We start from the raw sequence: 25,316 nt of genomic DNA, 5'->3' as shown, positions 1-25,316 counted from the left end.
GATGTCCAACCAGAACTCCGGAATCGGCCTCGGTTCCGACGATGCAGAGATGAAACGCGGGCCACTCGGCCGGTGGGTAAACAAGGCCATCAAGAACCCGGACAGAGCGTACCGTTCGATGTTCTACGTTGCGATGGTGTTCTTCCTCGTGACGACGCTGTTCCCGTTCTACTGGCTCCTGGTCATCGCGCTCACGCCGAATCGCCTCATCTCGAACATGGGGCTGCTCCCGAAAGGGTTCAATCCCGCGGTGTTCATCGAGATGTTCCAACGGGTCCCGTTCCACCAGTACATGTTCAACAGCTTCGTGTTGGGCATCACGACGACGATTATCGTGTTGCTCCTCGCGAGCCTCGCGGGATACGTCTTCGGACGGCTCCGCTTCCCCGGGAAGAGCCTCTTGATGCTCGGCATCCTGGCTATCTCGTACTTCCCGCCAGCGGCGTTCCTCATCCCGCTGTTCGAACTGTTCACCGGCAACACCGCCATTAGCATCGGGTTTATCACCATCTCGTCGCCGGACCTGTTCAACACGCCGGCACCGATGGTGTTCCCGTTCAGCGCGCTGTTCCTGCCGCTGTCAATCTTCATCCTCACGACCTTCTACGGACAGATTCCCGACGGGTTGGAGGATGCAGCACGGGTCGAAGGGACCACGCGACTCGGCGCACTCTTCCGCGTCATCGTGCCACTGTCGGCACCCGGCGTGGCGACCGCAGGGGTCCTCACGTTCATCGCCGTCTACAACGAGTTCTTCTTCTCGTTCCTGATGAACAACGGTGAGGCCTCCTCGTGGGCACCAATCGTCGCTGGTATCCTGAAATATCAGGGCCAGTTCGACACGCCGTTTAACCTGATGGCCGCTGCTTCCATCGTGGGAGTCTTACCCGTGGCCATCCTTGTCATAATCGCACAGGAACGTATCGTCAGCGGACTAACTGCAGGAGCACTGAAGGAGTAACCATGGGAGACGTCAAACTCGAACACGTAAGCAAGCACTACGACGATGTAACGGCTGTCGACGACATGAACCTCGACATCCAGGACGGCGAATTCATCTGTCTCGTCGGTCCGTCAGGATGTGGGAAGTCGACGACGATGGAGATGATTGCGGGACTGACCATCCCCTCGGAGGGGAAGGTCTTCATCGGTGACCGCGAGGTCACCAACCTCCCGCCGAAGGACCGCGGGGTGGCGATGGTGTTCCAGAACATCGCGCTGTTCCCGCACATGGACGTGTACGATAACATCTCGTTCGGCCTTCGCCTCCGCAACTACGACAAAGAGGAAATCGACCGACGTGTCAACCGCGCCGCAGACGTCGTCCAACTCGAAGGCATGCTCGAACGCATGCCCGACGAGATGTCCGGTGGGCAGCGCCAGCGCGTCGCTATCGCCCGCGCTATCGTCCGCAACCCCGGCGTCTTCCTGATGGACGAACCGCTCGCAAACCTCGACGCGAAACTTCGCGTCCACATGCGAACGGAACTCCAGCGCCTGCACAAGGAACTGGACACGACCATCATCTACGTCACGCACGACCAGGCAGAGGCGATGACGATGTCCGACCGCATCGCAGTCATCGACTCCGGTCAACTCCAGCAGATCGACCCGCCGTTGGTCTGTTACAACGAACCGTCGAACCTGTTCGTCGCCGGATTCATCGGGTCGCCGTCGATGAACTTCCTCGACGGCGAGGTTACCGACGCTGGCTTCGTATCACAGAACGTGAGCATCGAGTTCGACCCGGCAGACGTCGGCGTCGAAGTCGGTCAAGACGTCACACTGGGCATCCGCCCTGAAGACGTCTACCTCACCGACGACCGGGGCCTCGTGACGAACCCGAGCCACGAACTCGACGCGATGACGGACGTGCTGGAACCGATGGGTGACGAAATCTTCGTCTACCTGAAACTCGAAGAGGATGCGGAGACGAAACTCGACGAGGAGGCCGTCGCGACGAACGACCAACTGCTGATGAGTGTTGCTCCCGACACCGACATCGAAGAAGACGAAGACGTCACCGTGATTCTCGACCGCTCGAGAGTCCACCTCTTCGACACCGAGACGGGTGAGGCCCTCAGTCACGGTATCGAAAGCGGCATTCAGACGAGTGGGCCGACCGGCACGGAAGCCGAAAGCGACGACTGAACGTCCGGCACTCCCACACAACGTTTATTCGGCCTAACCTGTATCACACACCCATGGTCAACGAACTCGGCTGGTTCTACCTCGGCGGGATGACGGTCCTGTTTTTCTTCTGGGCGTACGGCATCGTCTCGTTCCTCCTCGACGTGAAGAACAAATTCATCCCGAAGGGCCGGCAGTACCTCCGTGGCCGTCGCCGAATCAAAGAGAAGGAACGCCGCGAGCAAGAACGCGAAGAACGCGAAGAACAGCTCTACTAACCTGACGTCGCCTCGCCTCGGTGGTCGATTTCTCGAACGTCCTCCACCAGGCGTTCGCTTTCCTTCTGTCGATTCTGGTAAATCAGACCAAAGAACGTGAAACTTAACACCTACTGTAGTTAACGATTGGCTTATGAGTACAGCGCCATCCGTCCGAGTCGGCATCGTCGGACTCGGGAACATCGGACACCACCACGCAGACCGTCTCGTCGACCTCGGTGCGACGCTCGTCGGCGGCCTCGACATTCAGGCAGACGCCCGCCGGACGTTCGCAGAGAAGTACGACGTGAACACCTACGAGGAGAAAGCAGAACTGTTCGAGGAAGTCGACGCGGTCGTCATCACGACGCCGAACCGCTTCCACGAAGAGTACGCAGTGGCGGCCCTCAACGCCGGCCTCGACGTGCTCCTCGAAAAACCGCTCGCACACTCGTTAGAATCTGCCGAACGCATCGCCGAGGCCGCAGCGCGCTCGGATGGGTTCTGTATGGTCGGGTTCAACAACCGCTTTGCAAACCCGGTCGAAGTCTTCCGCCACAACTACGAGGCCGGCCGCTTCGGCGACATCACGCACGTCGAAGCCAACTACGTCCGTCGTCGTGGTATCCCCGGCCGTGGGTCGTGGTTCACCTCGAAAGACATCGCCGGCGGTGGCGCACTTATCGACATCGGCGTCCACGCGATCGACCTCGCACTCTACTTCCTCGACTTCCCAGATGTCGTCGAAGTCTCCGGCGTCACCCGGTCTGAGTTCGGTGACAAAGACGACTACACCTTCGTCCAGATGTGGGGCGACGACATCGGCCCAGACGGGTTCGACGTGGACGACTCTGCCAGCGCCTTCATCCGAACCGACGAGGGAACCACGATCTCGCTGGAAGTCGCGTGGGCGACGAACCGCCCGACCAACGACGAGTTCTTCCTCCGCGGAACCGACGGTGGTGCGCGATTCGACCGTGCCAGCCAGGAGCTGCAGTTCTACGAAGGCGGCGTCGGTGGCGGCAACCACCTCTCGACTGTCGACGTAGAGACGCAGACCAACGACACCCACAAATCCGAGCAGAAAATCTTCCTCGACGCAGTCGCTGCGGGCGAACATCCACAGCGAAACACGGTCGAACAGGCGCTCTCTGTCCAGCGCGTCATCGACGCAATCTACCGCTCGTCCGAGTCGGGACACGCAGTTCGCCTCGATACCGTCGAGACGACGCCGACGAACTGAGACGATATCCCAACAGCGAAACACCCTCACGACCAATTTTCTATCCATGTCCGTCATCGACTCACTGAAACGACCCGAACACACCGGTGAGAATCGGTGCGTCCCGTGTACAGTCGTGAACGCTGCCATCGTCGCTCTCGCAGGACTCGCACTCGGCGTGCTGTGGCTGCCTGCCGGATTCGTCGTCCTCGCTATCGGTGCGCTCTTGGTCTACCTGCGAGGCTACGTCGTCCCCGGAACGCCGACGTTCGCGCCACGTCTCGTCGCGGCAGTCGGCCTCGGCGGCGTCTTCGGACACGACGACGAACCCCGAAAGTCCGAGACGCTCGACGCGAACGTCGACCCGGACGTGATGCTGTCGACGTTGCTCGACGCCGACGTGCTCGTCGAACGTGAAGATGGCCTGTTCCTCACTGACGGCGCACGAGACGACTGGGAGTCGACGATGGCGACGCTCCGAAACGCGTCGGACGACGAACTGGCAGACGCTGTCGCCGCAGCGCTCCCGTTCGAAGCCGAGGTCTCGGCCGAGTTCGATGGAATCTCCATCGACGGGCCGTCGATGTCCGTGTGGATTTCGCGACCACAGGCCATCGCCGACGTGGCGACGCTGCTGGCCGTCACCGAACGGCAGGTCGACCCGATGGTCTCGCTCGCGGCGACCAAACCGCTCCGGATGTTCGCCGAAGTCTGTCCGGACTGTGGTGGCCCCGTCGAGGAGACGACGGTCCGGAACTGCTGTGGCGGCACGGCCGGCATCTACGACTCGCCGGAACACGAGGTGCTCGGGTGTGCAGACTGTGGCGCAGTCGTCTACGAGTTCGGCGACGAATAGACGCGAATTCGTCTCTAACGCAGAAACGAATCGAGACAGTTCAGTGAGATGGGACGGTTCAGAGCGGATGGGACGGGTTAGTGAGGAAGAGACGGTTCAGAGCGGATGGGACGACTCAGAGCGGATGAGACGGTTTAGTGAAGAAGAGACGGTTCAGGTCAGGTCTGTGACTCGACGATTTTCGGCGCGAACCAGAGTGATTAGTCGAACTGGTCGCGGTCCGGCACTTCGTCGAGACCAAGCAGTATCTCCTGGCCTTCGACGTCTTCGAGTGCTGCGACGAGACCACCGACTTCGACGACGCCTTCGTCGGTTTCGATGTGGAGCGATGCGACTTCTTCGGTGTCTTCGAAGGCCGTCTCGATGACGCGCCCTTCGACGACGATGGGGTTTCCACTCTCGACGTCGCGCCCGGAGACGGAGGCGTAGAAATCGCCTTCTATCTCACGAATATCCTTGACGGCCCGGCGGATGGACGCGTAGCGGCGTGGGAAGGGGCGGCGCTTGCCAGTCGCGACGATGGTCTCTGCGGTGGACCACAGCACCGTCCCGAAGAACCCGCTGACGAGGAAGCCGAGCGCAGAGCGGTTGAAGATGACGCCGTAGCGGTCGCGGTCGTCTCGCAGCGCGTCCTGAGTCGCGTAGATGGAGTACTCACCGTCGGCGACCGCGAGCACGGGAGAGGTGATACCGCGGCGAGCACGGGCGATAGTCGCCACGTCGAGGTAGTTGAACTCGTCCGGGTGCGGCGCACGGGACGCGGGCGTCACCAGCAGGTCGATGCTGACGCCGCTGTCGATAGCGGCCGCGAGGTCGTCGCGGAAGCGACGAAGCAGGTCGGGCGTCAGCGACAACACGAGTTCGTACTCGGCGGACTCGATAATCTCCTCGATGTACCGAAGGATAGTCGAACGCGATTTGACGAGCGAGACTGCCTCGGTGTCGCGTGCGGGAGCAGTGTACCGTGCTTCCAGCTCTTCGATGAGTTCGTCGAGCGACGTCTTCACGTTCGAGAAGGCGTCTTCCGGGTCGACAGCGACGATTTTCATCGGTCGCGACTCGCGAAGTTCGACGAGCCCACGGTCCGAGAGACTCCGAACCGTGTCGTACACACGAGGTTGCGGGATGCTCGTTCGGTCTGCAATCTCGCTCGCGGTCAACTGGCCGTGTTCGAGGACGGCCAGATAGGCGTCTATCTCGTACTCGCCGAGGCTGAAGCGCTCGCCGACGCGCTCCATCGTTAGCCGCAGTTCATCAGCCATAGATGTGACCTCTCACGCATCCCCTAAGTCATTTACTGATATCCGAGTAGCACCGAATTTCGAAAATGGGTGGTATGTGTTAGTTACATGTCCGATTCGGCCTGCCCGCCGGGTACGACACCTGACGGCTCCTCACCTTCTGTATCGCCGATATACGCTCACCAGAGTCCCGCTCCAACGACTCACATGTACATCCGGTCTTCCGGGAGGTCAGCCTGGCGCTCTTCGATTCTGTCGGCGAGTTGGCCGTAGTACTGGCCCACGTCGTCTGCGAACGATTCGAGCGGTTGGGAGTCCACGCCCAATCCGTAGACCTCGTCGACGGCATCGACGAGTCTGATCGCTGCTTCGACGTCCGGCACGAGCGCGTGCACGGGCGTCACGTAGACGCCGACACCGAGTGGTGAGTCGATGCCGCGTTCAACCAACGCCGCGTTCGTTCCGCCAAAGAATCCCCGTCCCATCGGCGGAATATCGACGTGCTGGAGACGTGCGTCTCGGTAGTCGTCGGTTGCGACGTAGAAGACGCGGTGTTCCTCCGGGCCGTGCGCGATTGGGACGCCCGTCAGGACGGCGAGTTCTTCGACGTCGTGGTCGGTCATCCAGTCGGTGATGTCTCGACTGAACTGCCCTGCGAACTCCGCCGGAACGAACAGTTCTCCAACGAGGAGTGTCACGTCGAGGTCAGACCGAGAGTACAATCGCGTGTGGTGGAGGGGGTGGCCGTCACGAAACGGCGTCACAGTCGGCACTCCTTCGACCGTCAGATGTCCAGTCTCTTCGAGGCCCAGATGGTCGACGATGAAATCGACGGCGGTCAGTCCGGCGAGGCCGAACGAAGAGAAGCCAGCGATGAGAACCTGACTCGGGGGTTCGTCGTGGGAGATGTGGAACGTCGGGTGAGACATCGCTGTGGTATCCATACTATCCAGTACGCTCTAGTGCCGCATAGTCGTTCACTCCACCCAGAACCACCGGAGTGACAACCCTTTTTTCAGCGGTCTACGTTGCTGTTTCTATGCACGGAGTCCACAGCGTGGGAGACACTGCAACACGTGTCGGTTCGAACGTCCCGGACGCGGGATTGCCCACCGTGGTTGTGCCACTCCAATCCGGCCTCGTGACGGCCCCTGACTTCATTCCGGACTATCTGCTCTTTCCCGGATGGCAGTACGTCACGGCGTTCGTCGTCATCGTCCTCAGCGTCGTCGTCTCGAAGTTCGTCGTGCGCTTACTGGGTCGGACAGTTGCGCGGCAGTTTACCCGCCAGAGCGTCGCACAGACTGTCCTCCGTATCGTCCGTCTGTCCGTCTTTCTCGCCGGGGCCGCCGTTGCGGCGACCATCCTCGGCCTTGAGATCGGGAACATCGTCCTCTCGGTGACGGTGTTTTCGGCCGTTCTCGGTATCGTCCTCGCACCCATCGTCGGGAGTATCATCAACGGCGTGTTCGTCCTCTTCGACCAGCCCTACGAAATCGGGGACATGATAGAACTCGACGACGGAACTCGCGGGTTCGTCGACGAGATAAACCTGAGTTACACGAAGATGTTCACCCTCGACAACACCTTCCTCGTCATGCCGAACTCGACCATCCGCAACAGGGACGTCATCAACTACTCCGCCGAGGACGAACGCACGCGGATGACGCTCGACGTGCTCGTCACCTACGAATCGGACATCGCCGAGGCACGTGAGATGATAGAACTCGCCGCCCGCGACACCGACCAGGTCATCGAAGGCGGTCCGGACATCCGCGTCGGCAGCGCCCGCTACCCGGCGAAACCGACCGCATACATCGCCACGTACGCCGACAGCGGCGTCCTCTTGCGCCTTCGCTACTGGGCGATGAAACCGTACAAGATGCCGCGTATCCAGTCGGACGTGCAGACGCGACTGTGGAGCCTGCTCAAGAACTCCGACGCGAACGTCGAGTTCGCCTACCCGCACACCCACGTCGTCTTCGACGACACGAGTGGGTCGCTCCAGATCGGTGGCGACAGTGCCGACAGCGCGCGACACAGTGTCGCAACACCACCGAAAGCAAGTGGCGAGACTGTCGAATCATCTGAGACGGATAGTTCACGAACGTAGGAGAGAGTCGCGAGTGGTCGTTGCGAGCGTCCGAACTCAGTGGTCTGCGCGGACGGTGATGACCGTCGCGTCGAGTTTCTCACGGAGGAAGACGTCGATATCTGGGTCGTCGAGGAACCGCCGAAGCATCCGCCGCCAGCGACTCGCCTGTTTCGACCCGATGACGACGATATCGGCGTCTTCGGCGGCCACCTCTTCGAGGATGGTCTCTTCGACGAGGAACCCCTTTCGGACGACGTATCGCGCACGAACGAGTGGGCCGAACTCGCGTTCGACGGCGCGCTTGAGGTCGGTCCGCGTGACGCCGCGGTTCGACTGATAGAGGTCGACGTGGAGAATCGTCAACTCTGCGTCGCGTTCTCTGGCGATTCGCACCGCCTCTTCGAGCGTCGCGCGCGAGTGCTTGGAGAGCGGATATCGGACCGGCACCACGACCCGTGTCATATTCGGGACACACTCACTGGGTGTGCGTCAACCTTTCCTTCTCGGACGAGGTGGCCGGTGTTCCGGACTCGCCGACCCATTTCAGTTCTCCGCACGACCACTTGCTCGTCGCTCGATTCGGCCGTCGATCTCGGCGTCGAACCCGACTTCGCGGGCGTAGCGCGCGAGTGCTTCGTGTTGAATCTCGAACTCACCGGCGCGGTGGGCCTGCGTCACTGCCGGGAACTCCTGTGTACTGTGAAGCATGTAGTCGCTCGTCGCGAGCGTGTACAGCGCATCCGGGTCGATTGGGTCGCCATCGACTGTCGCTTCGACCACTTCGTTTCGGTCGTCGTCCCAGACGATTCGGGCACCGCTAATGTGTGCGTGCCACCAGTCGGGTTCGCCGAACCCCATACTCGACCCGCGGGCGGCACCGAAGACGGCGAGCAGTTCTTCGCCCGTCAGCTCGGCGACGACGAGATGTTCTTCGAACGGGACGAGACTCACGAGGTCCGCGTGCGTTATCTCGGGACCGATAGGCGGGCCAGAGCGAATTCCCCCGCTGTTTTGGAGTCCCACGTCCGCACCGGTTGCCCAGCGGTACGCGTCGGCGATTGTGTTGCCGACGCGGCACTCACCGGCGGCCACCGTCTCTTCGGAGCGGTCCATCGGACGCTCGATACGACAGAGCACCTCGTCGAGGCCAGCGGAATCGACACGGCCGTTGAGCGCGGCCACGAGCGACTCGTCCGGGAGATACTCTGCGGTCCGATGCCGAACCGTTTCGATTCGCTCGCCATCGATTCGAATCTCCCAGACGACGTGGCCGTTCGCACCCGGGCGGACGAGTGGAACGCCAGCCACGACGTCGTCGCGTTCGGCGTGGACGTGGCCACCGAGGACGACATCCACGTCGCATCGGCGGGCGAGTTCGTCGTCACCGCTCCCGAGGTGTGAGAGCGCGACGACCACGTCTGCACCGGCATCGCGGAGCGCTTCCGTCGCTTCGGTCGCCGCGTCGGAGGCGTCGTCGAAGGTGAGTTCGACTGCTTCGGGGTTGATAGACCCCGTCGCAGGGTCGGTCACACCGAAGAATCCGAGTGTCACGCCGTCTACCTCGTGAGTCGTCCACGGGACAGCGCCTTCGGCGGCGGCGAACCGGTCGCCGGCTTCGTCGCGGATGTTACAGGTGACCCACGTGGGGCGACTCGCAGCGACGAGTTCACGGGCTCGCGTCGGACCGTAGTCGAACTCGTGGTTACCGAACGTCTCGTAGTCGGCTCCGACTGCGTCGTAGAAGTCGAGCGCCTGGCCGCCCCGTTCGACCAGCGACAGGACGCCGGGGGCGATGGTGTCGCCGGTTCCGGTGACGAGTGTGTCGTCGCCGTCAAGGGCAGCGATACATCCAGCGAGGCGGCCCGCACGCTCGGGGTCGTCGAAGACGTTCTCGATATCAGAGTAGTGGAGGAGACGAGGCATTCGCGTTTCTCATGTGGGGACGCGAGAAGACAAGAAGCCGTCGGGATTCGCATTCTCGACGGCGTTGGTGGGTCACGGTTCGACCCAGTTGTCGTCGTCTCCAACTTCGTATCGTCGTCACCGACTTCGTATCGTCGACACCGATTTCGTCTGTCGTTACTCGGCTTTCGCTTGCAGTTCGAACGCGACTTCGACTTCTGCCTGGTACTCTCTGTTCTCTACGGACGCGAGTTCGACGCCGAGTTCTTTCACTTCGACCCATTTGACACCCGCAAGGGTCTCTTCTGCTCGGTTGATTGCGTCGTCGACTGCGTCATCGAAACTCTCGGTACTCCGGCCGATGAGGGTGATTTTCTTGAACACCATCTCTGCCACCTATTTGTCGTACTATCACAAATAATCGTCCCCGTTGTCATGTGGAGACGGGTGGCGAAATCGACGCATGCTGTGACGAGGAGAAACTATCGTGCCGACGTGACGGGGAGAACCTATCGTGCCGACGTGACGAGCGAGGATTACCGTTCCGACCCGTCGAGTCGACTTCGGATTGCACCGACGACGTCGGTGAGGTGGGCGGTTCCCCAGATTGCCACGATGAGGCCGCCAATCGTATCGAACACGAGGTCAAAGAGGGTGTCTTCGAGGCCGTACTGGGTCAACACCGACCCCGTCCCGGCGAGGGCGGCGACCGAAGAGATACCGAACTCGATGACTTCCCAGAAGACGCCGAAGGCGATGACGAACAGCAAGATGAAGACGAACATGAATCGCCCGGGGAGGTAGATTGCGTCGCTGTGGAGGTCTACCGCACGAATCGTCGCGTACCCAGCGGCGGCGACGACGGACGACGACAGCGCGTGTGTCATGTGGTCCCACCACCAGACGTTGGCGTAGAAACTCGCTTCGGACCCCGGGAGACCGACGGTTCCGACCGCGTGGAAGAACGCCGCCGCCGATATCCAGAGCGTCAGTCCGGCGTCCAGCGGGATGCGGTAGTCGCGTTCGAGAATCGCCGGGAGATACGTCACGCCGAGGCCGACAGACGCGTTGACGATGATGCCGAGATTACCCCGGTCGAGACCGATGAAGATGAGGCCGATGAGGATGAGTTGCATCGCACGCGAGAGTTGTCGCTGGCGATGCTCGTCGATACGGAGCATCCGACGAATCTTCACGACGACCCACCCATTTCGGATTCGGTCAACTCGGTGGCCTCGACGACTTCGGCCGGAAGGCGTTCTCGCGAATACGCCCGGCGGCGGAAGTAGTACTCGAAGAGCAACCCGGCGAGGAGCCCGGCGAACGTTGCGGCCACGAAGTCCCACATCATCGTCGTCTCGATTACCGCCTCGGGGCGTCCGTTCAACAGGAGTGCCGTCCCGAGGTAGATGTCCGACAACCACTGGACGACGGCCCAGACACCGGCGGCGGCCATCGTCGCGATGACGACGAAGAAGACGGCGAAGGAGTGGTTCATCCGAACAGGCGTGAACACGTCGAGTTCGACGGCGATGATGAGCGCGATTGCAGCGACGGCGAGATACGTCGAGACGCGTCCAGTGAACGTCATTCCGCCGATCGTCTCGCCTCGGACGAGCACGCGAGCGACGATGGGTAACGAGGCGAGCGCGATGACCTCCCACGGGAGCATCGCTTGCACTTCGCGATGCACGATCGCGGGCACAACAGTCAGTGCGGCGACGATGAGGGCGAACCCACCCCAGACGTGGTCGTTGTTAGTCACGACGCTCGCGATGGCGACAGCAGTGAGGAAGCCGACGAACAACCACGCGAGGAGTGCGTTGAGTCGCCTACTTCGGACTAACCGATGCAGTCCCGACTGCGTGGTCCTCGGCATACCCACCCGTTGGCAGTGGGTTTAGAAAACGTTTGGGCGCGAGACTACGTGTTCGCGCCGCGGATTACTTCGTAGTCGTCGGTACCACCATTCGACACGCCGATAATGGCCCACTCGTACGGAAGGTCGACACCGCGAAGTCGTTCTGTGAGCGTCTCGATGTGCTCGTCCCACGTCACGAAACAGCGGAGGCGATAGCCTGCATCGTCTCCGCCATCTGTAAGTAATGGTCGGCACTCGGACGCTTCACGCGAACTCAGTGCGGTCACCTGGACCGTACGCCACTTGTGTTCGGCCAGCAGTTGGGGTCCGTCCCCCGAGACGGTGTACCCTAACCGGCCGAAGATTGACCGAGCCTCCTGAACAGGGGGCATCGAAGCCTGGGCCATGCAGGTCTACCTACACTTGGTCACATGATAAAGCTTGTCACGTCATACCATACCACTCGAAAACGAATGTGTAATTATGGAGAACGTTTCACTCGTGTGCAGCGTCCCACTCCTCGGGTTTCCGGACGTTTCCGCACTCGTTGCACTCGATTCGACCCATCGTATCCATCGCCGTGTCGAACGAGTCGCAGTTGCCACAGAGATATCCCCAGCGGGTCTCCGCATCTTCAGTCGCGTAGACGACGTAGAACTCCCCTTTCGACCCGCGTTCGGCTTCGTCACGAGCGACGTAGACAGTCTGTCCCTCGGCGACAGTATGTGATTGTAACTCGGCCATGGAGGTGGGTTCGCAGGCAACTGGCTTAAGAAGTCGGACGTTACGTTCGGAAGGACTCGCCGCATCCACAACTGCTCGTCGCATTCGGGTTCTCGACGTGGAATCCTGCGCCCTGTAACCCACCTTCGTAGGCGAGTGTCGCACCGCCGATGTAGTTGATGCTCGCTGGGTCGACGAACACGCGAAGGCCGTGTTGTTCGACCACGGTATCGTCGTCTTCGGGTTCGTTGTCGAAACGCATTCCGTAGGAGAGTCCGGCGCACCCCCCCTGCTGGACGAACAGACGAAGTCCGGCAACGTCGGTGTCCATCGACTCGCTTTCGAGGAGCGAGACGGCCTCGTCCGCGGCGGCGGGCGTGACCGTGATAGCCGCGTCGCCGCTCCCACTCGCGGATTCAGTACTCATACTTCCCGTTATACTGTGGGGACGGATAACTGTGGCGCCGGCTGGTGTGCGGTGAAGAAGTGATGTGAGAGGAGCACGTTGTGTCGTCCTGCCTACTCCTCGGCGTGACGACACTACGCCAGTCTACCTGCTGAGTACAACACGCGTGTCTGTCGCAAGACCGCCCCCGCGTCGAACGTATCGGACGCGTTCCGGTCGGAGCCATCTCTAGTTGACGGCTTTGGACAACTCTGCCCCTGCCTTGAATTTCACGACGTTCTTCGCAGCGATTTGTATCTCTTTGCCGGTTTGCGGGTTGCGTCCAGTCCGTGCGGAACGCTTCGAGATACTGAACGACCCAAAGCCATTGAGTGACAGGCTCTCACCGTTTTTCAGCGTCCTCGTCGTCGTACTGATAAACGCGTCCAGAGCCCGCTTTGCGTCGGCCTTCGACAGCCCACTGTCTGTTCCACGTCGGGTTTCGCGTGCGATTCGCTCTGCATCAATCACGACATCGGCATTGTGACACCGGGAACTGGCTTCAGCACGGTGCTTATCACCCTCACCGGGACTGAGCCCGAGTGCTGCCGCGAACTCCGGGCAAGCCTCGAAGGCAACTGCTGACTCGTCCGTGAGCCCGTTTCCGTTCCCCCTAGTCGTGCGCTTCGAGACGCTGAACGACCCGAAACCAACGAGTGCGACTGTGTCTCTCTTTTTCAGTCGGTCTCCTTTTTTCAGCGCCCCACTGGTCGCAGTGGTGAACGCGTCCAGGGCACGTTTCGCGTCTGCCTTCGACAAGCCGGCTTCGCTCGCCATTTTTTCGATCAGTTCCGCTTTATTCATCGCCGCTACCTGCCCCGTCGCAGTCGTCAGAGCCAGTCCGAGAGAGGCCGAGAACACCGCGCCTCTCAGTAGGACGGTTCGCCGCGAGAGCCCGTCTCGAGCCATCTTCTTCTTACTCATGACACTATCACTCAATGCGTAATGATAAGCATATTGTAAATATCATGAAAGTAATAATTCTCTATTCTATCGGAGCTTGCTGAACACACTCTCTATCCAGCACGTCACTCCTATCGACCCCAGCGGAACTCGACAGAGTCAGTCAGTCTACTCTTCGAATCGCTCGCGAACGCTCTGGGCGTGCGCGTCGAGGCCTTCCGCGTCGGCGAGTGTCGTAATCGTCTCCGAGAGGCCAGCTAACGCCTCGCTGTCGAGTCGCTGGACTGTCGTCGACCGGACGAAGTGGTCCACCGAGAGTCCCCCCTGCCGTTTCGCACCTGCGCCGGTCGGGAGAACGTGGTTCGTCCCGGAGGCGTAGTCGCCGGCGGCGACGGGTGTGTACGGTCCGAGGAAGACGCTCCCGGCCGAGTCGATACGGTCCAAGAGCGCCTCGTCGTCGTCGGCCTGAATCGACAGGTGCTCTGCGGCGTACTCTTCGGCGAAGAGGACTGCCTCGGACATCGACCGTGCGAGGAGGACGCCCGATGCGTCGCTCTCCAGCGCCGCTTCGATAGTCTCCGTTCGCTCTCGGTCGGCGGCCTGTCGGTCGACTTCTTCGACGATGTCGGCGGCGATGTCGGCGTCGTCGGTGACGGCGACGACAGACGCGTTCGGGTCGTGTTCGGCCTGCGCGACGAGGTCAGCGGCGACGAATCGCGGGTTCGCCGTCTCGTCGGCGACGACGAGTATCTCGGAGGGGCCGGCGAGGAAGTCGATATCCACGTCGCCGCGGACTTCGGCCTTCGCGGCGGTGACCCACTTGTTGCCCGGGCCGACCACCTTCTGGACGGCGTTCACCGTCTCGGTTCCGTAGGCGAGGGCGGCGATACCCTGTGCACCGCCGACTGAGTAGACGGCGTCCGCGCCTGCGACGTGCATCGCAGCGAGCGTGACGGGGTTCATCGGGTCTGCAGGCGGTGTTGCGACGGCGACGTGCTCGACACCGGCGACTTTCGCTGGGATGACACCCATGAGGACGCTCGACGGGTACGCGGCGGTTCCGCCGGGCGCGTAGACGCCGACGCGTTCGAGCGGTCGGTAGCGACGGCCGAGTTCGCGCGTTCCGGGTCCGTCGAAGTCCTCGCGCCAGTCTTCGGGGACCTGCCGTTCGTGGAACTCACGGATGTTCGCCGCCGCCGTCTCGATAGCCGTCCGAACGTCGTCGTCGATTTCGTCGTAGGCGCGTTCGGCCGCATCGGTCACGTCGATGTTTCCCACCTCGACGCCGTCGAACTCGCGAGAGAACTCGCGGAGGGCGACGTCACCTTCTGTTCGGGTGCGTTCGACGATATCGCGGACGTCGGACCTGACCTCGGTAACGCCGGCGTCGCGCTCGAAGAATGCACGACGGGCGTCGGGGCCGAGACCGGCCAGTTCGCGAACCTCGATGTTCATACCCGGCGTTCGGTGTGGGCGCGAAAAGTCGTTGCGGAAGTGGTCTCCGGGGGCGAACGCGTCTCGTCGCCTCGGCGGACGACTGACCGTCTCGGACGCGAACCCTCTTTTTACGTCACGTCTCGACGCTCGGTGTACGTCAGCGTCCGCTGGTCGGTCTGGATGGTGGTTTGCACCGTTATCCAGCCGTCTGCTTGCTGGACGGCGAACGCCTCGGAGTACGAGAGTTCGACGCGTCTGGTCGTCGAGAACGACTCGCCAGCGTCGAGGGCACCGACCTCTTGACTTCCGCGCCACACTTCGTCTTCGGACGCCGTACTGTTGCCGGCGAAGATGCGACTGTAGACGGTGACGCCTGTCGCGTCTGTGTCTTGCTGGTTCGTCAGCGTGCTCGTCACGTCGCGACAGGTCTGTCCACACTCTACGATGCGGTTGATGGTGACGGTGAACGGCGGTGACGACGACGCAGCATCGGTGCTGTCGCTGCCGCTTGCGTCACCGCTCGTCCCGTCGCTGCTTCCGCCGGAGTCGCCACTGTCGCCGGACGACGGAGTCGAGGTGCCAGTCTGTGTCGGGAACGGTTCTGTCGATTGGTCGCCACTGTCGGCCCCGCCGGGGAATGGGCCGAAACCGGTGACCATGCCGAGGCCAACGCCTGCTCCGACGACGAAGAGCACTGCGACGGTGGCGAGGAGTGCCCGCTTCATGGTATGTAAAGAAACGTGTTCGTGAGGGGAATGGTTGTGGGTGGGTTAGTTGGCTGGTTGTGTGTGGACGACTCGGTTAGTTGGCTGCGTCACTCGACGCCGTAGATTGGCCCGCGTGGTCGCTCACTGCGGGGCCGAGCGTTCCGTCGAGCGCGCCGTCGAGGAACTCGTTAATCGTGTCGTGGATGTCGGACACGAAGTCGGGGACCTGTTCGGGGAGTTCACTCGGCGGTCCCTGCTGGGCCGCGTCGTTTCCGTGCTGTTCGTCTGCGCGGTCACCGGGTGCGGCAGCGGCGACGCCCGCAGTCGCGACGAGGACTGCGAGCACGACGCCGAGTAGCGTGATTCGTTTCATCGTGATTTGCTCCAGTCGCCACTCACGATGCGAGGATAATGAAAGGGAGAAATCGTGGGGGTCGGATTGCACCGGTTGTACGGACCGTTGAACCGGATTAACTCGAATTATCGGCGAGTGAGGCCGGATTACTCTTGCAACTGTTCTCGCATCGCCGCAAAGCCGGCGTCGACGTCGACGTCCGCACCCTGCGCTTCCAGCGCCTCACCCAGCGCAGTCATCAGGAACGAGACGTTCTTCGGGTTGGCGGAGTAGCCCATACACCCAATGCGGAAGATGTCGCCCGCGAGTGCGCCGAGACCGCCGGCGATTTCGAGGTCGTAGTGTTCGAGGACGTAGTCGATGGCCTCGCCGGCGTCGACGCCGTCGGGGACGAGCACCGCGTTGAGACTCGGGAGCCAGAACTCGTCTTCGGGGTTCAGGCCGAGGCCCATCGCTTCGACGCCCGCTTTGAGCGCACTGGCGACGCGGAGATGGCGGTTCCAACGGTTCTCGATCCCCTCTTCGGCGACGAGACGGAGCGCCTCACGAATCGCGTAGACGTTCGTGATGGGTGCGGTGTGGTGGTACGCTCGGTCTTCGCCCCAGTAGCCTTCGAGGAGCGAGAGGTCGAGATACCACGAACGCGGGTCTTCCTCGCGCGAGAGCACTTTGTCCATCGCGCGGTCGTTGAGCGTCAACGGACTCGCACCCGGTGGGCAGGAGAGACATTTCTGCGGGCCGGAGTACGCCACGTCGATACCCCAGTCGTCGACTTCGAGTTCGACGCCGCCCAGCGAGGTGACGGTGTCGGCGACGACGAGCGCGTCGTGGTCGTGCGCGATGCTCGTCAGTTCGGGGACGTTCGGTTGCTTGACACCGGTCGAGGTCTCTGCGTGGACGAAGCCGAACACGTCGGGTTGGTGTTCGTCGAACGCCTCCTGGACGTCGACCGGGTCGAGTGGTTCGCCCCACGGCGCGTCGACGTGAACGACGTTCCCACCGGCACGTTCGGCCATCGACTGCATCCGACCGCCGAAGTAGCCGTTGGTCGGAACGAGCATCGTGTCGCCCGGTTCGACGAGGTTGCCGATGGCCGCCTCCATCGACGCCGACCCAGTTCCAGAGACGGGAATCGTCCACTGGTTGTCGGTTCGGAAGGTGTACCGCATGAGTTCCTGGACTTCGTTCATGATCTCGATGAACGATGGGTCGAGGTGACCGACGAGCGGTGTCGACATCGCGCGGAGTACGCGAGGATGTACGTCACTCGGGCCGGGGCCCATCAGCGTCCGATTTGGTGGAGCGAGTTCGCCAACCTCTGGTGCGTCCGTCATGGTCTACCGTGACGTGCCCACTCATAGGGCTAAAAACATATGGTAAGGGAATCGCTTTCTGGAATCAGCGGTCGTCCGTCAGTACCGATTGACGTCGGTGAGGAGTTCGTCGAGCGTTGGCCAGCCAATACCTGGCGGACGAGCGACTTCGGTCGTCCCGTAGTCGTGAATCGTCGTCTCAGTGTAGATGTGCTCCGACCCGAAGCAACTCTGTTCGACGATGCGAGTGATTCGGCCAGTCTCGACGGAGACGAACACGCGGAGTGAACACGGTCCGGTCGTCGATTCGGCCGATGGGTCGATACCGCTAAGCTGTGCATAATCGGTTTTGTTCGTCGCACCGACGACGACAGTCGATTCGTTCCGAGAGAGAACCGACCACCCCTCGCGAGCGTCGTACTCGTCGAACACGCGGTAGCCTTCCGTGTAGAGCGCAGGTTGACTTCGGTGCGATACTCGTACCTCACTCCACGTCGGGTCCGAAAGCGCCGACTGCTGGTCGGGTCGGGTACGCGCAGAGACAGTCTCTGTAGACGCCCGTGCGAGGGCGTCGTGGACGTACGTCACGCCGACAAGCCATTCACGAACACCCTCCTCACTCTCCGAGTTCGGGGTGACGAGTGTCGAGAGACGCGTTCGTGTCCGTGGGTTGTGTCGATACTCGAGCGTCGCGAGCGGGAGTCCGGGCTCGACGAGTCCAGTCCGAACGGTCGCGGTGTGACTGTCCCACTCGAGATGTTCGGTCCCCCGGTCGAGTATCTCCACCGGTGTTGCGTCCGCGGGAACGGGCGTTTCAGCGGGGGCCGAACTGCCGACGTTCAGGCGGTAGTCCAGCAGTTGGACCGTTACGACACCGCCAAGTATCAGGGACGGAACGACGATTGCAACGAGCAGTATCCGACGCCACGACAGACCCATGTCTGGAAAATTATGTGTGGGTTCCTAAACGTTCCTACGATGTCACTACTTCGGCAACTTTCTCGATTGGGTGTGGTGGCCGGTCCGTGGCCCCGTCACGGTCACCGAGTTGCGTCCGACACGACGCCCCCGGTGCGACGACGGTGTCACCGTCGCTGTCGTCTACCTGCCCGAAGAGGATGCGACCGATAGATTTCGAGAGGTCGTAGTGTTCGGTCTCGTAGCCGAAACTGCCTGCCATCCCACAGCAACTCGAATCCAGTGGGTCGACGTCGTAGCCGACTCGCCGGAGGACGCCCACTGCGTGATGGTCTTTGTTCAGCGCCTTCTGGTTGCAGTGGCCATGGTACGTCAGTGATTCGGGTCGACCACCATCGGCGGCGGCCTGACCGGCGCCCCCCGTCGATTCAACGCTGTGGGACGGCAGGTCGAACGCCTCGTCCAGACGGTACACGTCGATGAACTCCATGACGCCGTAGGCCGCCGCACCGACGGTCGTGACGGCGTCTGCATCCAAGAGGTCGTAATATTCGTCTTGGAACATCACCGCGTCAGAGGGTTCGGTGAACACGACCGACCAGTTATCTTCGACGTACGGCGCGAGCGTTTCGACGTTGTGCGCGGCGCGTCCTCGTGCCAAATCGAGGAACCCACTGGAGAAGGCCGCACGCCCGCTGGCAGCGACGTTCTCTGCCAGTCGGACGTGGACGTCTGCGGCTTCGAGCGTCCGCACCGCCGCCTTACCGATTTCGGGTGTGACGTAGTTCGTGTACGTGTCGGGGAACAAGAGGACCTTGTGTGCGGCGTCGTTTGCGGGCACCGCTGGCGTTCGATTCGCCATCCACCCTTCGAGCGTGTCGCGGGTGAACGTCGGAAGCGAGCGGTTCGGCGCGATGCCGAACAGGCGGTTCATCACCATCCGCGAACCCGGAATCTTCGTCATCCAGTTCGAAACCGGTGCGAGCGTACTCCCTAATCTCGCCGCGTTGTCTATCTGTGCGAACAGTCGTTCACGGAACGACGACCCATGTTTCGCGTGGTGTTGGTGTTTGACTTCGGCTTTGAGTTTCGCCAGATCCACACCGGTCGGGCAGTCGTTCTGACAACCTTTACACCCCACACAGAGGCCGAGGACTTCCTCCTGGAAGCGGTCTGTGTAGAGTTCGTCTTCCGGGAGGTCACCGCTGATTGCCGCCCGAAGCATGTTCGCTCGCCCGCGGGTTGTCTCTGCTTCGTCTTTCGACGCTCGGTAGGTCGGACACATCGTCTCCGACCCCGTCTGTCGGCAGGTTCCACAGCCGTTGCACAGCTCGACGAGGTGTGAAAACCCGCCTTCGTCGTCGAAATCGAGCGCTGTCGTCGGTTCGAGCGACTGATACTCGGGGCCGTAGCGGAGGTGTTCTCGCATATCCGCCGGGTCGTCGTCGCGGTAGACGACGTTCCCGGGGTGTAACTGCCAGTCAGGGTCGAACGCCGTCTTCAGTTGCTTGAACGCGTCCCACAACTGCGGCCCGTACATCTTCGGGTTCCACTCGGTCCGGGCCATCCCATCGCCGTGTTCGCCCGAAAACGCCCCGTGGTGTTCCAACACGAGGTCAGTCACGTCGTCGGTTATCGAGTGCATCGTCTCGATGCCGTTTGCGTCTTTGAGGTTCAGGATGGGGCGAATGTGGAGCGTTCCGGACCCGGCGTGTGCGAAGTACGCCGCCGACGTTCCGTGGTCCGAGAGCACCTCCTCGAACGACTGGACGTACTCCGCCAGTTCCTCGGGTGGGACGCTGGCGTCTTCGATAAACGGATACGGCTTGGGGTCGCCCTGAAGCGACATCAGCAACGGAATCGCCGCCTTCCGGAGTTTCCAGAGGTTCGCCTGTGCCTCGTCGGTGTAGGCTTCGATGACGTCGAAGGCGGTTCCGCTGCCGCCCGATTCCTCGGATTCTTCCGTGTCGCTGTCGCCCGACGCCGACCGCAAGAAGTGGCTGTTGGCTTCCTCGATAGCCGCCTCGAAGTCGTCGTGGAGTTCCGAGTCGAACTCGAGCATGAGCGTCGCCGCCGTTCCATCTGGAATCTGTTCGACGTACTGGGCGTACTCGCTGGACTCGCTGGCCATCCGGAACACCTCGTCGTCCATCAGTTCGACGGCACTGACGTCGTAGTCGAGGGCGTCCGGAACCGCTGCCATCGCGTCTATCAGGTCGTCGTAGGCGTAGAGGACGAGCGCCGTCTCTTCCGGCACCGTCACCAACGAGAGTGTTGCTTCGACGACGACGCCGAGTGTTCCTTCTGCGCCGACGAACAGTTTCGAGAGGTTGACGACCGTCTCGCCATCGTCGTTTTCGAAGACGACTTTGTGGAGGTTGTAGCCCGAGACGGAGCGTTTGAGCGTCGGATACCGCGCTTCGATTTCGGCTTCGTTCTCCTCGACGAGCTGGAGAACCGTGCGATAGAGGGCCGCCTCACGGTCGTCTTTCGCCACGAGTTCGTCCCACTCGTCGCTGTCGACGACGACATCGCGTGTGTGGATTTTCGTTCCATCTGCGAGTATCACCTGCAGCTCTTCGGTGTAGGCGTCTGTGATACCGTATCTGACCGAGTGCGCGCCAGTGGAGTTGTTACCGATACCGCCGCCGATAGTCGCGCGGTTCGACGATGCCGGGTCTGGAGCGAACTTTAAGCCGTATTCGGCGAGCCTGTCGTCTAAGTCGTCTTGGACGACGCCGGGTTGCACCGTCGCCAGTCGTTCGTCGGCGTCGATGGAGACGATGTCGTCCATATATTTCGAGAAGTCGAGGACGACACACCCGGGGCCGACGGTCTGTCCCGCCAGCGAGGATCCGGCACCGCGTGGCAAAATCGGAACGTCGTGGGCCGTCGCCGTCTCGATAGCCGCCTGTACGTCGTCGGCGTGTTTCGGGATAACCACGCCAGCGGGTCGCGCCCCGAATATCGACCCGTCGGTGGCGTACAGTACCTGCGTGTACTCGTCGAAGCGAACCTCGCCGTCGACGACGTCGCGTAACGCAGACGCCAACTCGGCGTAGGCGGCGACATCGGTCACCTCGTACCCACGAGCGTCCTGAAACTGTTGGAAGTCGCTCAATACGGAGCCATGCTCTGCCGTCGTGACTCGATTCGCGTGCGAAGAGTCGCCACCAGCCATTGTAATGTATAATTGTTCAGGACGAGAAAAACCTGTGTGCGGTTCGCTATCTTTGCCCCGAACGGTATCGGTTCGGAGGAAGCGACACTGTCGCTGTTTTTCTACCGAATCTCCCCGGACGAGGCAGGTGTCCGAGTCGACGTTGTGACCGAATTTGCCCCGATTGCGGAGACGAACCGCCACACAAGCACGATGCCGACAAGACTGAACGCACCGAAGGTGACCACCTGGGGAACGACCACGGTCTGTCCGTCGAGGGCCATGAAGACGACCATCGACAGGACGGCTAGCCCGAGCGTCGTCGCTTTGACGAGCAGAATGCCGGTCAGTGCGTAGCCTCGTGTCTCACCGCGCCACAACCAGTACGCAGTCACGGCGAGCGCTGGGAGGAAGACGGCGAGGTCCAGCGAGTGAATGACGTTCACCGGCACACCCATCTCGCGGATGCTCGACGGGATAGTCTCCGCCAACGTGGCCGGAATGATTTCGGACAACCAGAGTCCGGCGACGACCACGGCGACCGCCACCTGAAACGCGACGTACGAACGAACTGGATGGTCGCCCATCGTCTCCCGAAGGGTCGTCGCGTCGAGGCGGAGTATCCCACCGACGAGTGTGAACAACGTCAGTCCGAACAGTGCGACGTAGACGAGGTAGAGTTCGTTGAACGCGGTCATGAACGCGTACGACGCGTACGTGTAGAGGAGATAGCCGGTCACACCAAGCCAGACGACGTACCCCCGAAGCGACCCACGGGCGGCGACGTACAGCGACCCCGCGAGGGCGGGCAGCGCGACGACGAGCGTCAGCGCGTCTTGTCCGTACAGTTGTGCGACGAGTTCCGGTGCGTCACGGTAGAAGTCGGAGACGAAGAGTCCGACGACAGTCGCGACGACGGCCAGTCCGAGCGTCAGAACCGACGCAACGATGGACGACCGAGGAACTGAAACGGCTGGTGAACTCACGCCTGCGTCTCCTCAGGTTCTCCGCCGGCGGCGGTGTCACCCGTCTCGACGAGTGCGGCGAAATCAGTGGCGAATGCCTCGACTTCGTCCCAATCTGTGTACTCGTAGTCGCGTGACGTGTCCGTATCACCGGTGGCGTCTTTGGCGATGCGCTTCATCATGTAGCGCGTGAGGAACCCGTACTCGGAGTAGCGAAGCGCCCCACCGAATTTGGCGATTCGATCGGGGTGCCAGTCAGTCGCTTCGACGAACTCGTCGATGTACCCGGCCGCCTCGGCCTGTTTCTCTTCGTCTGGCACGGCAGACGACAACGACACCTGGAAGAACGCGTTCGGCCGTGCGTCGAGGACGTCACGGTTCTCGCGGACGAACTCGTACACCGTCTTCGCGTGCTTGCCCAGGTGAATCGACGACCCAACCAGTATCGCGTCGAACGAATCGAGCGCAGTCTCGGTATCGACATCTTCGACAGCGACGGCGGTTGCGTCGTGTCCGCGTCTGTCGAATACCTCGACAATTTTGCCCGCTACTTTCGCAGTTTGTCCCTCACGACTTCCGTAGACGACGATGATCGACACCATCTGTACTCACCGTCCAGAGATTCGTCGTCTTGGAGGATAACTCCCGTCTCAGAGTCTCAGACTGCGGGAACGAGGAGAGACAGTGAGAATCAAACTACCGGCCTTCCGCAAACTACCGGCCTTCCGCGTCTGTACAATAGCACACCCGAAACCGGGCACCAGAGTTCGTCACACCGTCATCTGGAGTTCGTCACACCGTCATCTGGACCCCAGGGCGGTGATTCTCGAAATGTAATATCCTCAATTGGTTTATTTCTCTGTGAGCACCGTCTCTTCCTTCATGAACTCTGATTGGCCCCCACAATTCTCCGACGAAAGCGACGATGGTGCTCCATGGTCTTCGGAGGAGGGTGTGTGACGATGCCGGCAATCCAGACCGACGGGCTGACCAAGCGGTACGGGGCTGACGTGTACGCCGTGTCGGACCTCTCGTTGACCATTGAAGAAGGCGAAGTGTTCGGGTTCCTCGGACCGAACGGTGCGGGGAAATCGACCACCATCGACATGCTGATGGATTTCGTTCGCCCGACCTCGGGGTCGGCAACGGTACTCGGATACGACGCACAGGACGAAGCAGATGCGATTCACAAACGGGTCGGAATTCTCCCGGACGGCTACAGCCTCTATCATCGCCTCTCCGGCCGAAAACACATCGAGTACGCCATCGCGCTCAAAGAGAGCGACGACGACCCGGACGAAATTCTCGACCGAGTCGGACTGGAGTCGGATGCGGCAGCACGCCCCGCAGGGACGTACTCGAAGGGGATGGGGCAGCGACTCGCGCTGGGCATGGCGCTCGTCGGAGACCCCGACGTGCTCATCCTGGACGAGCCGTCGAGTGGCCTCGACCCTGACGGGATTCGAGACATTCGCGAGTTGGCCCGGTCGCACGCCGACGCCGGCGGAACAGTGTTCTTCTCGTCACACATCCTCAGTCAGGTCGAAGCAGTGTGTGACCGCGTCGGCATCCTCGCTCGCGGCCGTCTGGTCGCCATCGACACTATCGACGGCCTCCGAGACGCGGTCGGGACGGGAGCGACGATTGCACTGGCGGTCGATGCTGCACCTACCGGGGTCGACCTGAGCGAGATTCCGGGACTCGCAGACGTGACTGTCACGGACGGCGTCCTCAGAGCGACCTGTACTAACCCCTCCGCCAAGGTCGAACTCATCGACCGGGTGCGGGACGGTGGGAGCGCCGTACTCGACATCGAGACGCACGAAGCATCACTCGAAGAGCTGTTTTCGGCCTACACGCATGCGACCGACGACCGACTCGTCGTGGAGGGAGACCGATGAGTTGGCAGGTCATCGCCACCAAGGAGTTCGACGACGCCGTTCGGTCGCGAGTGCTGTGGGCACTCGTCGCCGTCGTCGCGCTCGTCATGGGCCTCACGTCGCTCGTCCCGATGCTCATACCCGAGTTCGACGCGTCGGTGCTCATGGGACTCGGTGCTGCGACTGAGTTCGCCGCGATGCTCGTGCCGATCGTCGCCCTCGTTGCCGCCTACCTCGCAATCGCCGGTGAACGGGAGTCTGGGAGTATTCGGCTCTTGCTCGGCCTGAAACCGGCACGCGGGAGCGTCGTCCTCGGGAAGTTCGTCGGTCGAAGTGGCGTCGTCGTCACGGGTATCGGTATCGGCGTCCTCATCGCTGGTATCCTCGCGTGGGGCGTCTACGGAGAGTTGCCCCTCGTGGCGTTCCTCGGAGTTCTCGTCCTCACTGCAGCGCTCGGCGTCGCATTCGTCGGCATCGCCATCGGCATCTCTGCGTCGACGGCGACCCGAGCGCGGGCGATGACTATCGGTATCGCCGTCTATCTCGTCCTCGCACTCCTCTGGGACCTCGTTCCACAGGGTGTCCACCTCGTCGTCCGTGGGTCGTTTCCGAACGGGCCGGTCCCCGGTTGGTACCTGCTTCTGGAAGGGCTGAGCCCATCGGGGGCCTACAGCGCACTCGTCACCGTGGTGTTGCACGCGAGCGACCCGTCGATTCCCGGCGCGGCGACGCTCGTCGGTGGGCCCGTTCCCATCTACGCTCAATGGTGGGTCTTCGCACTCGTCCTCGCCGCGTGGACGGCGATCCCGCTCGCCGTCGGCTTCACGGTGTTCCGACGGGCCGACCTGAACTGAACCACCCCCGCCGAATCGGATTTCTCTGTTTCGACACCGACGACAGGGGCAACTGTTTTGTCAGCTCGCGATAACACTGATTACTACAACTG

General features: G+C 61.8%; 27 protein-coding genes and 1 pseudogene. 8 read left to right on the top strand and 20 right to left on the bottom strand.

Translation table 11 applies throughout. From position 1 onward, the window contains the following. Nucleotide 1 precedes the first annotated feature (1 nt). The 5 genes from ACK3SC_RS14855 (at nucleotide 2) to ACK3SC_RS14835 (ending at nucleotide 4,465) form a co-directional block, all read left to right on the top strand. Nucleotides 2-961: a carbohydrate ABC transporter permease gene (locus ACK3SC_RS14855; RefSeq protein WP_416840982.1), complete on the top strand. Its 960-nt coding sequence runs from the start codon at nucleotides 2-4 to the stop codon at nucleotides 959-961. 2 nt (nucleotides 962-963) lie between these two features. Next, nucleotides 964-2,151 (top strand): ABC transporter ATP-binding protein, encoded by a 1,188-nt coding sequence (locus tag ACK3SC_RS14850; protein WP_416840980.1) that lies wholly within the window; start codon nucleotides 964-966, stop codon nucleotides 2,149-2,151. 53 nt (nucleotides 2,152-2,204) lie between these two features. Further along, nucleotides 2,205-2,408 (top strand): hypothetical protein, encoded by a 204-nt coding sequence (locus tag ACK3SC_RS14845; RefSeq protein ID WP_416840978.1) that lies wholly within the window; start codon nucleotides 2,205-2,207, stop codon nucleotides 2,406-2,408. A 133-nt stretch (nucleotides 2,409-2,541) separates the two neighbouring features. Continuing rightward, a complete protein-coding gene (locus ACK3SC_RS14840) occupies nucleotides 2,542-3,630 on the top strand; it encodes a Gfo/Idh/MocA family protein (RefSeq protein WP_416840976.1) in 1,089 nt (362 codons plus the stop codon). A gap of 46 nt (nucleotides 3,631-3,676) precedes the next feature. After that, a complete protein-coding gene (locus ACK3SC_RS14835; protein WP_416840974.1) occupies nucleotides 3,677-4,465 on the top strand; it encodes a hypothetical protein in 789 nt (262 codons plus the stop codon). A 200-nt stretch (nucleotides 4,466-4,665) separates the two neighbouring features. On the opposite strand, the gene trmB is transcribed toward ACK3SC_RS14835, so the two are convergent. Then, a complete protein-coding gene (gene trmB / locus ACK3SC_RS14830; RefSeq protein ID WP_416840972.1) occupies nucleotides 4,666-5,727 on the bottom strand; it encodes an HTH-type sugar sensing transcriptional regulator TrmB in 1,062 nt (353 codons plus the stop codon). A gap of 182 nt (nucleotides 5,728-5,909) precedes the next feature. Then, nucleotides 5,910-6,650, bottom strand: a complete 741-nt coding sequence (locus ACK3SC_RS14825; protein ID WP_416840971.1) for a proteasome assembly chaperone family protein — start codon at nucleotides 6,648-6,650, stop codon at nucleotides 5,910-5,912. Between the two features lie 95 nt (nucleotides 6,651-6,745). On the opposite strand from ACK3SC_RS14825, the gene ACK3SC_RS14820 reads away from it, so the two are divergent. Then, nucleotides 6,746-7,819 (top strand): mechanosensitive ion channel family protein, encoded by a 1,074-nt coding sequence (locus ACK3SC_RS14820; RefSeq protein ID WP_416840970.1) that lies wholly within the window; start codon nucleotides 6,746-6,748, stop codon nucleotides 7,817-7,819. A 36-nt stretch (nucleotides 7,820-7,855) separates the two neighbouring features. On the opposite strand, the gene ACK3SC_RS14815 is transcribed toward ACK3SC_RS14820, so the two are convergent. From ACK3SC_RS14815 to ACK3SC_RS14730, 18 genes and pseudogenes are all read right to left on the bottom strand, one after another. Continuing rightward, nucleotides 7,856-8,263, bottom strand: a complete 408-nt coding sequence (locus tag ACK3SC_RS14815) for a universal stress protein (protein ID WP_416840969.1) — start codon at nucleotides 8,261-8,263, stop codon at nucleotides 7,856-7,858. An 81-nt stretch (nucleotides 8,264-8,344) separates the two neighbouring features. Next, nucleotides 8,345-9,724: a bifunctional metallophosphatase/5'-nucleotidase gene (locus ACK3SC_RS14810; protein ID WP_416840967.1), complete on the bottom strand. Its 1,380-nt coding sequence runs from the start codon at nucleotides 9,722-9,724 to the stop codon at nucleotides 8,345-8,347. A 156-nt stretch (nucleotides 9,725-9,880) separates the two neighbouring features. Continuing rightward, complete coding sequence (locus ACK3SC_RS14805) at nucleotides 9,881-10,090, bottom strand: dodecin (RefSeq protein WP_416840966.1); 210 nt, start codon at nucleotides 10,088-10,090, stop codon at nucleotides 9,881-9,883. 149 nt (nucleotides 10,091-10,239) lie between these two features. Beyond that, the gene (locus ACK3SC_RS14800; RefSeq protein ID WP_416840965.1) at nucleotides 10,240-10,899 is read right to left on the bottom strand and encodes a hypothetical protein; all 660 of its coding nucleotides are present in this window, start codon (nucleotides 10,897-10,899) and stop codon (nucleotides 10,240-10,242) included. Continuing rightward, nucleotides 10,896-11,582, bottom strand: a complete 687-nt coding sequence (locus ACK3SC_RS14795) for a hypothetical protein (protein ID WP_416840964.1) — start codon at nucleotides 11,580-11,582, stop codon at nucleotides 10,896-10,898. The genes ACK3SC_RS14800 and ACK3SC_RS14795 overlap by 4 nt, the downstream gene beginning before the upstream one ends. A 44-nt stretch (nucleotides 11,583-11,626) precedes the next feature. Next, nucleotides 11,627-11,971, bottom strand: a complete 345-nt coding sequence (locus ACK3SC_RS14790) for a hypothetical protein (RefSeq protein ID WP_416840963.1) — start codon at nucleotides 11,969-11,971, stop codon at nucleotides 11,627-11,629. 88 nt (nucleotides 11,972-12,059) lie between these two features. Continuing rightward, nucleotides 12,060-12,308, bottom strand: coding sequence for a DUF5816 domain-containing protein (locus tag ACK3SC_RS14785; RefSeq protein ID WP_416840961.1), 249 nt, complete (start codon nucleotides 12,306-12,308; stop codon nucleotides 12,060-12,062). Between the two features lie 40 nt (nucleotides 12,309-12,348). Next, nucleotides 12,349-12,714: a HesB/IscA family protein gene (locus ACK3SC_RS14780; protein WP_416840960.1), complete on the bottom strand. Its 366-nt coding sequence runs from the start codon at nucleotides 12,712-12,714 to the stop codon at nucleotides 12,349-12,351. A gap of 207 nt (nucleotides 12,715-12,921) precedes the next feature. Next, nucleotides 12,922-13,200: an HU family DNA-binding protein gene (locus ACK3SC_RS14775; RefSeq protein ID WP_416841238.1), complete on the bottom strand. Its 279-nt coding sequence runs from the start codon at nucleotides 13,198-13,200 to the stop codon at nucleotides 12,922-12,924. A gap of 129 nt (nucleotides 13,201-13,329) precedes the next feature. Beyond that, a pseudogene (locus tag ACK3SC_RS14770) lies at nucleotides 13,330-13,536 on the bottom strand (HU family DNA-binding protein); the annotation flags it as partial. A 267-nt stretch (nucleotides 13,537-13,803) separates the two neighbouring features. Further along, entirely contained in the window at nucleotides 13,804-15,084 is a 1,281-nt protein-coding gene (gene hisD, locus ACK3SC_RS14765; RefSeq protein WP_416841237.1) for a histidinol dehydrogenase, read from the bottom strand. Between the two features lie 116 nt (nucleotides 15,085-15,200). After that, nucleotides 15,201-15,797, bottom strand: a complete 597-nt coding sequence (locus tag ACK3SC_RS14760) for a hypothetical protein (RefSeq protein ID WP_416840959.1) — start codon at nucleotides 15,795-15,797, stop codon at nucleotides 15,201-15,203. Between the two features lie 76 nt (nucleotides 15,798-15,873). Continuing rightward, nucleotides 15,874-16,152, bottom strand: coding sequence for a hypothetical protein (locus tag ACK3SC_RS14755; protein ID WP_416840957.1), 279 nt, complete (start codon nucleotides 16,150-16,152; stop codon nucleotides 15,874-15,876). Nucleotides 16,153-16,280: 128 nt separating this feature from the next. Continuing rightward, nucleotides 16,281-17,417 carry a pyridoxal-phosphate-dependent aminotransferase family protein gene (locus tag ACK3SC_RS14750; RefSeq protein ID WP_416841236.1) on the bottom strand — a complete coding sequence of 379 codons (1,137 nt, stop codon included), beginning with the start codon at nucleotides 17,415-17,417 and terminating at the stop codon, nucleotides 16,281-16,283. Nucleotides 17,418-17,546: 129 nt separating this feature from the next. Next, nucleotides 17,547-18,386, bottom strand: coding sequence for a hypothetical protein (locus ACK3SC_RS14745; protein WP_416840956.1), 840 nt, complete (start codon nucleotides 18,384-18,386; stop codon nucleotides 17,547-17,549). Nucleotides 18,387-18,420: 34 nt separating this feature from the next. Continuing rightward, nucleotides 18,421-21,546, bottom strand: a complete 3,126-nt coding sequence (locus ACK3SC_RS14740; RefSeq protein WP_416840955.1) for an FAD-binding and (Fe-S)-binding domain-containing protein — start codon at nucleotides 21,544-21,546, stop codon at nucleotides 18,421-18,423. 101 nt (nucleotides 21,547-21,647) lie between these two features. Continuing rightward, entirely contained in the window at nucleotides 21,648-22,511 is an 864-nt protein-coding gene (locus ACK3SC_RS14735; RefSeq protein WP_416840954.1) for a hypothetical protein, read from the bottom strand. Continuing rightward, nucleotides 22,508-23,092 (bottom strand): flavodoxin domain-containing protein, encoded by a 585-nt coding sequence (locus ACK3SC_RS14730; RefSeq protein WP_416840953.1) that lies wholly within the window; start codon nucleotides 23,090-23,092, stop codon nucleotides 22,508-22,510. The genes ACK3SC_RS14735 and ACK3SC_RS14730 overlap by 4 nt, the downstream gene beginning before the upstream one ends. A gap of 360 nt (nucleotides 23,093-23,452) precedes the next feature. Between ACK3SC_RS14730 and ACK3SC_RS14725 the strand changes: the two genes are divergently transcribed. Together ACK3SC_RS14725 and ACK3SC_RS14720 are read left to right on the top strand one after the other, a co-directional pair. Beyond that, a complete protein-coding gene (locus tag ACK3SC_RS14725; RefSeq protein ID WP_416841235.1) occupies nucleotides 23,453-24,391 on the top strand; it encodes an ABC transporter ATP-binding protein in 939 nt (312 codons plus the stop codon). Then, entirely contained in the window at nucleotides 24,388-25,224 is an 837-nt protein-coding gene (locus ACK3SC_RS14720) for an ABC transporter permease subunit (protein ID WP_416840951.1), read from the top strand. The genes ACK3SC_RS14725 and ACK3SC_RS14720 overlap by 4 nt, the downstream gene beginning before the upstream one ends. Nucleotides 25,225-25,316: the final 92 nt, after the last annotated feature.

This window comes from Haloferax sp. DFSO52 (assembly GCF_048158745.1).
In the GTDB taxonomy this organism is placed as follows: Archaea; Halobacteriota; Halobacteria; order Halobacteriales; family Haloferacaceae; genus Haloferax.
The sequence above is the reverse complement of the archived record's forward strand: the minus strand, read 5'-3'. Positions and strand labels throughout refer to the sequence as shown.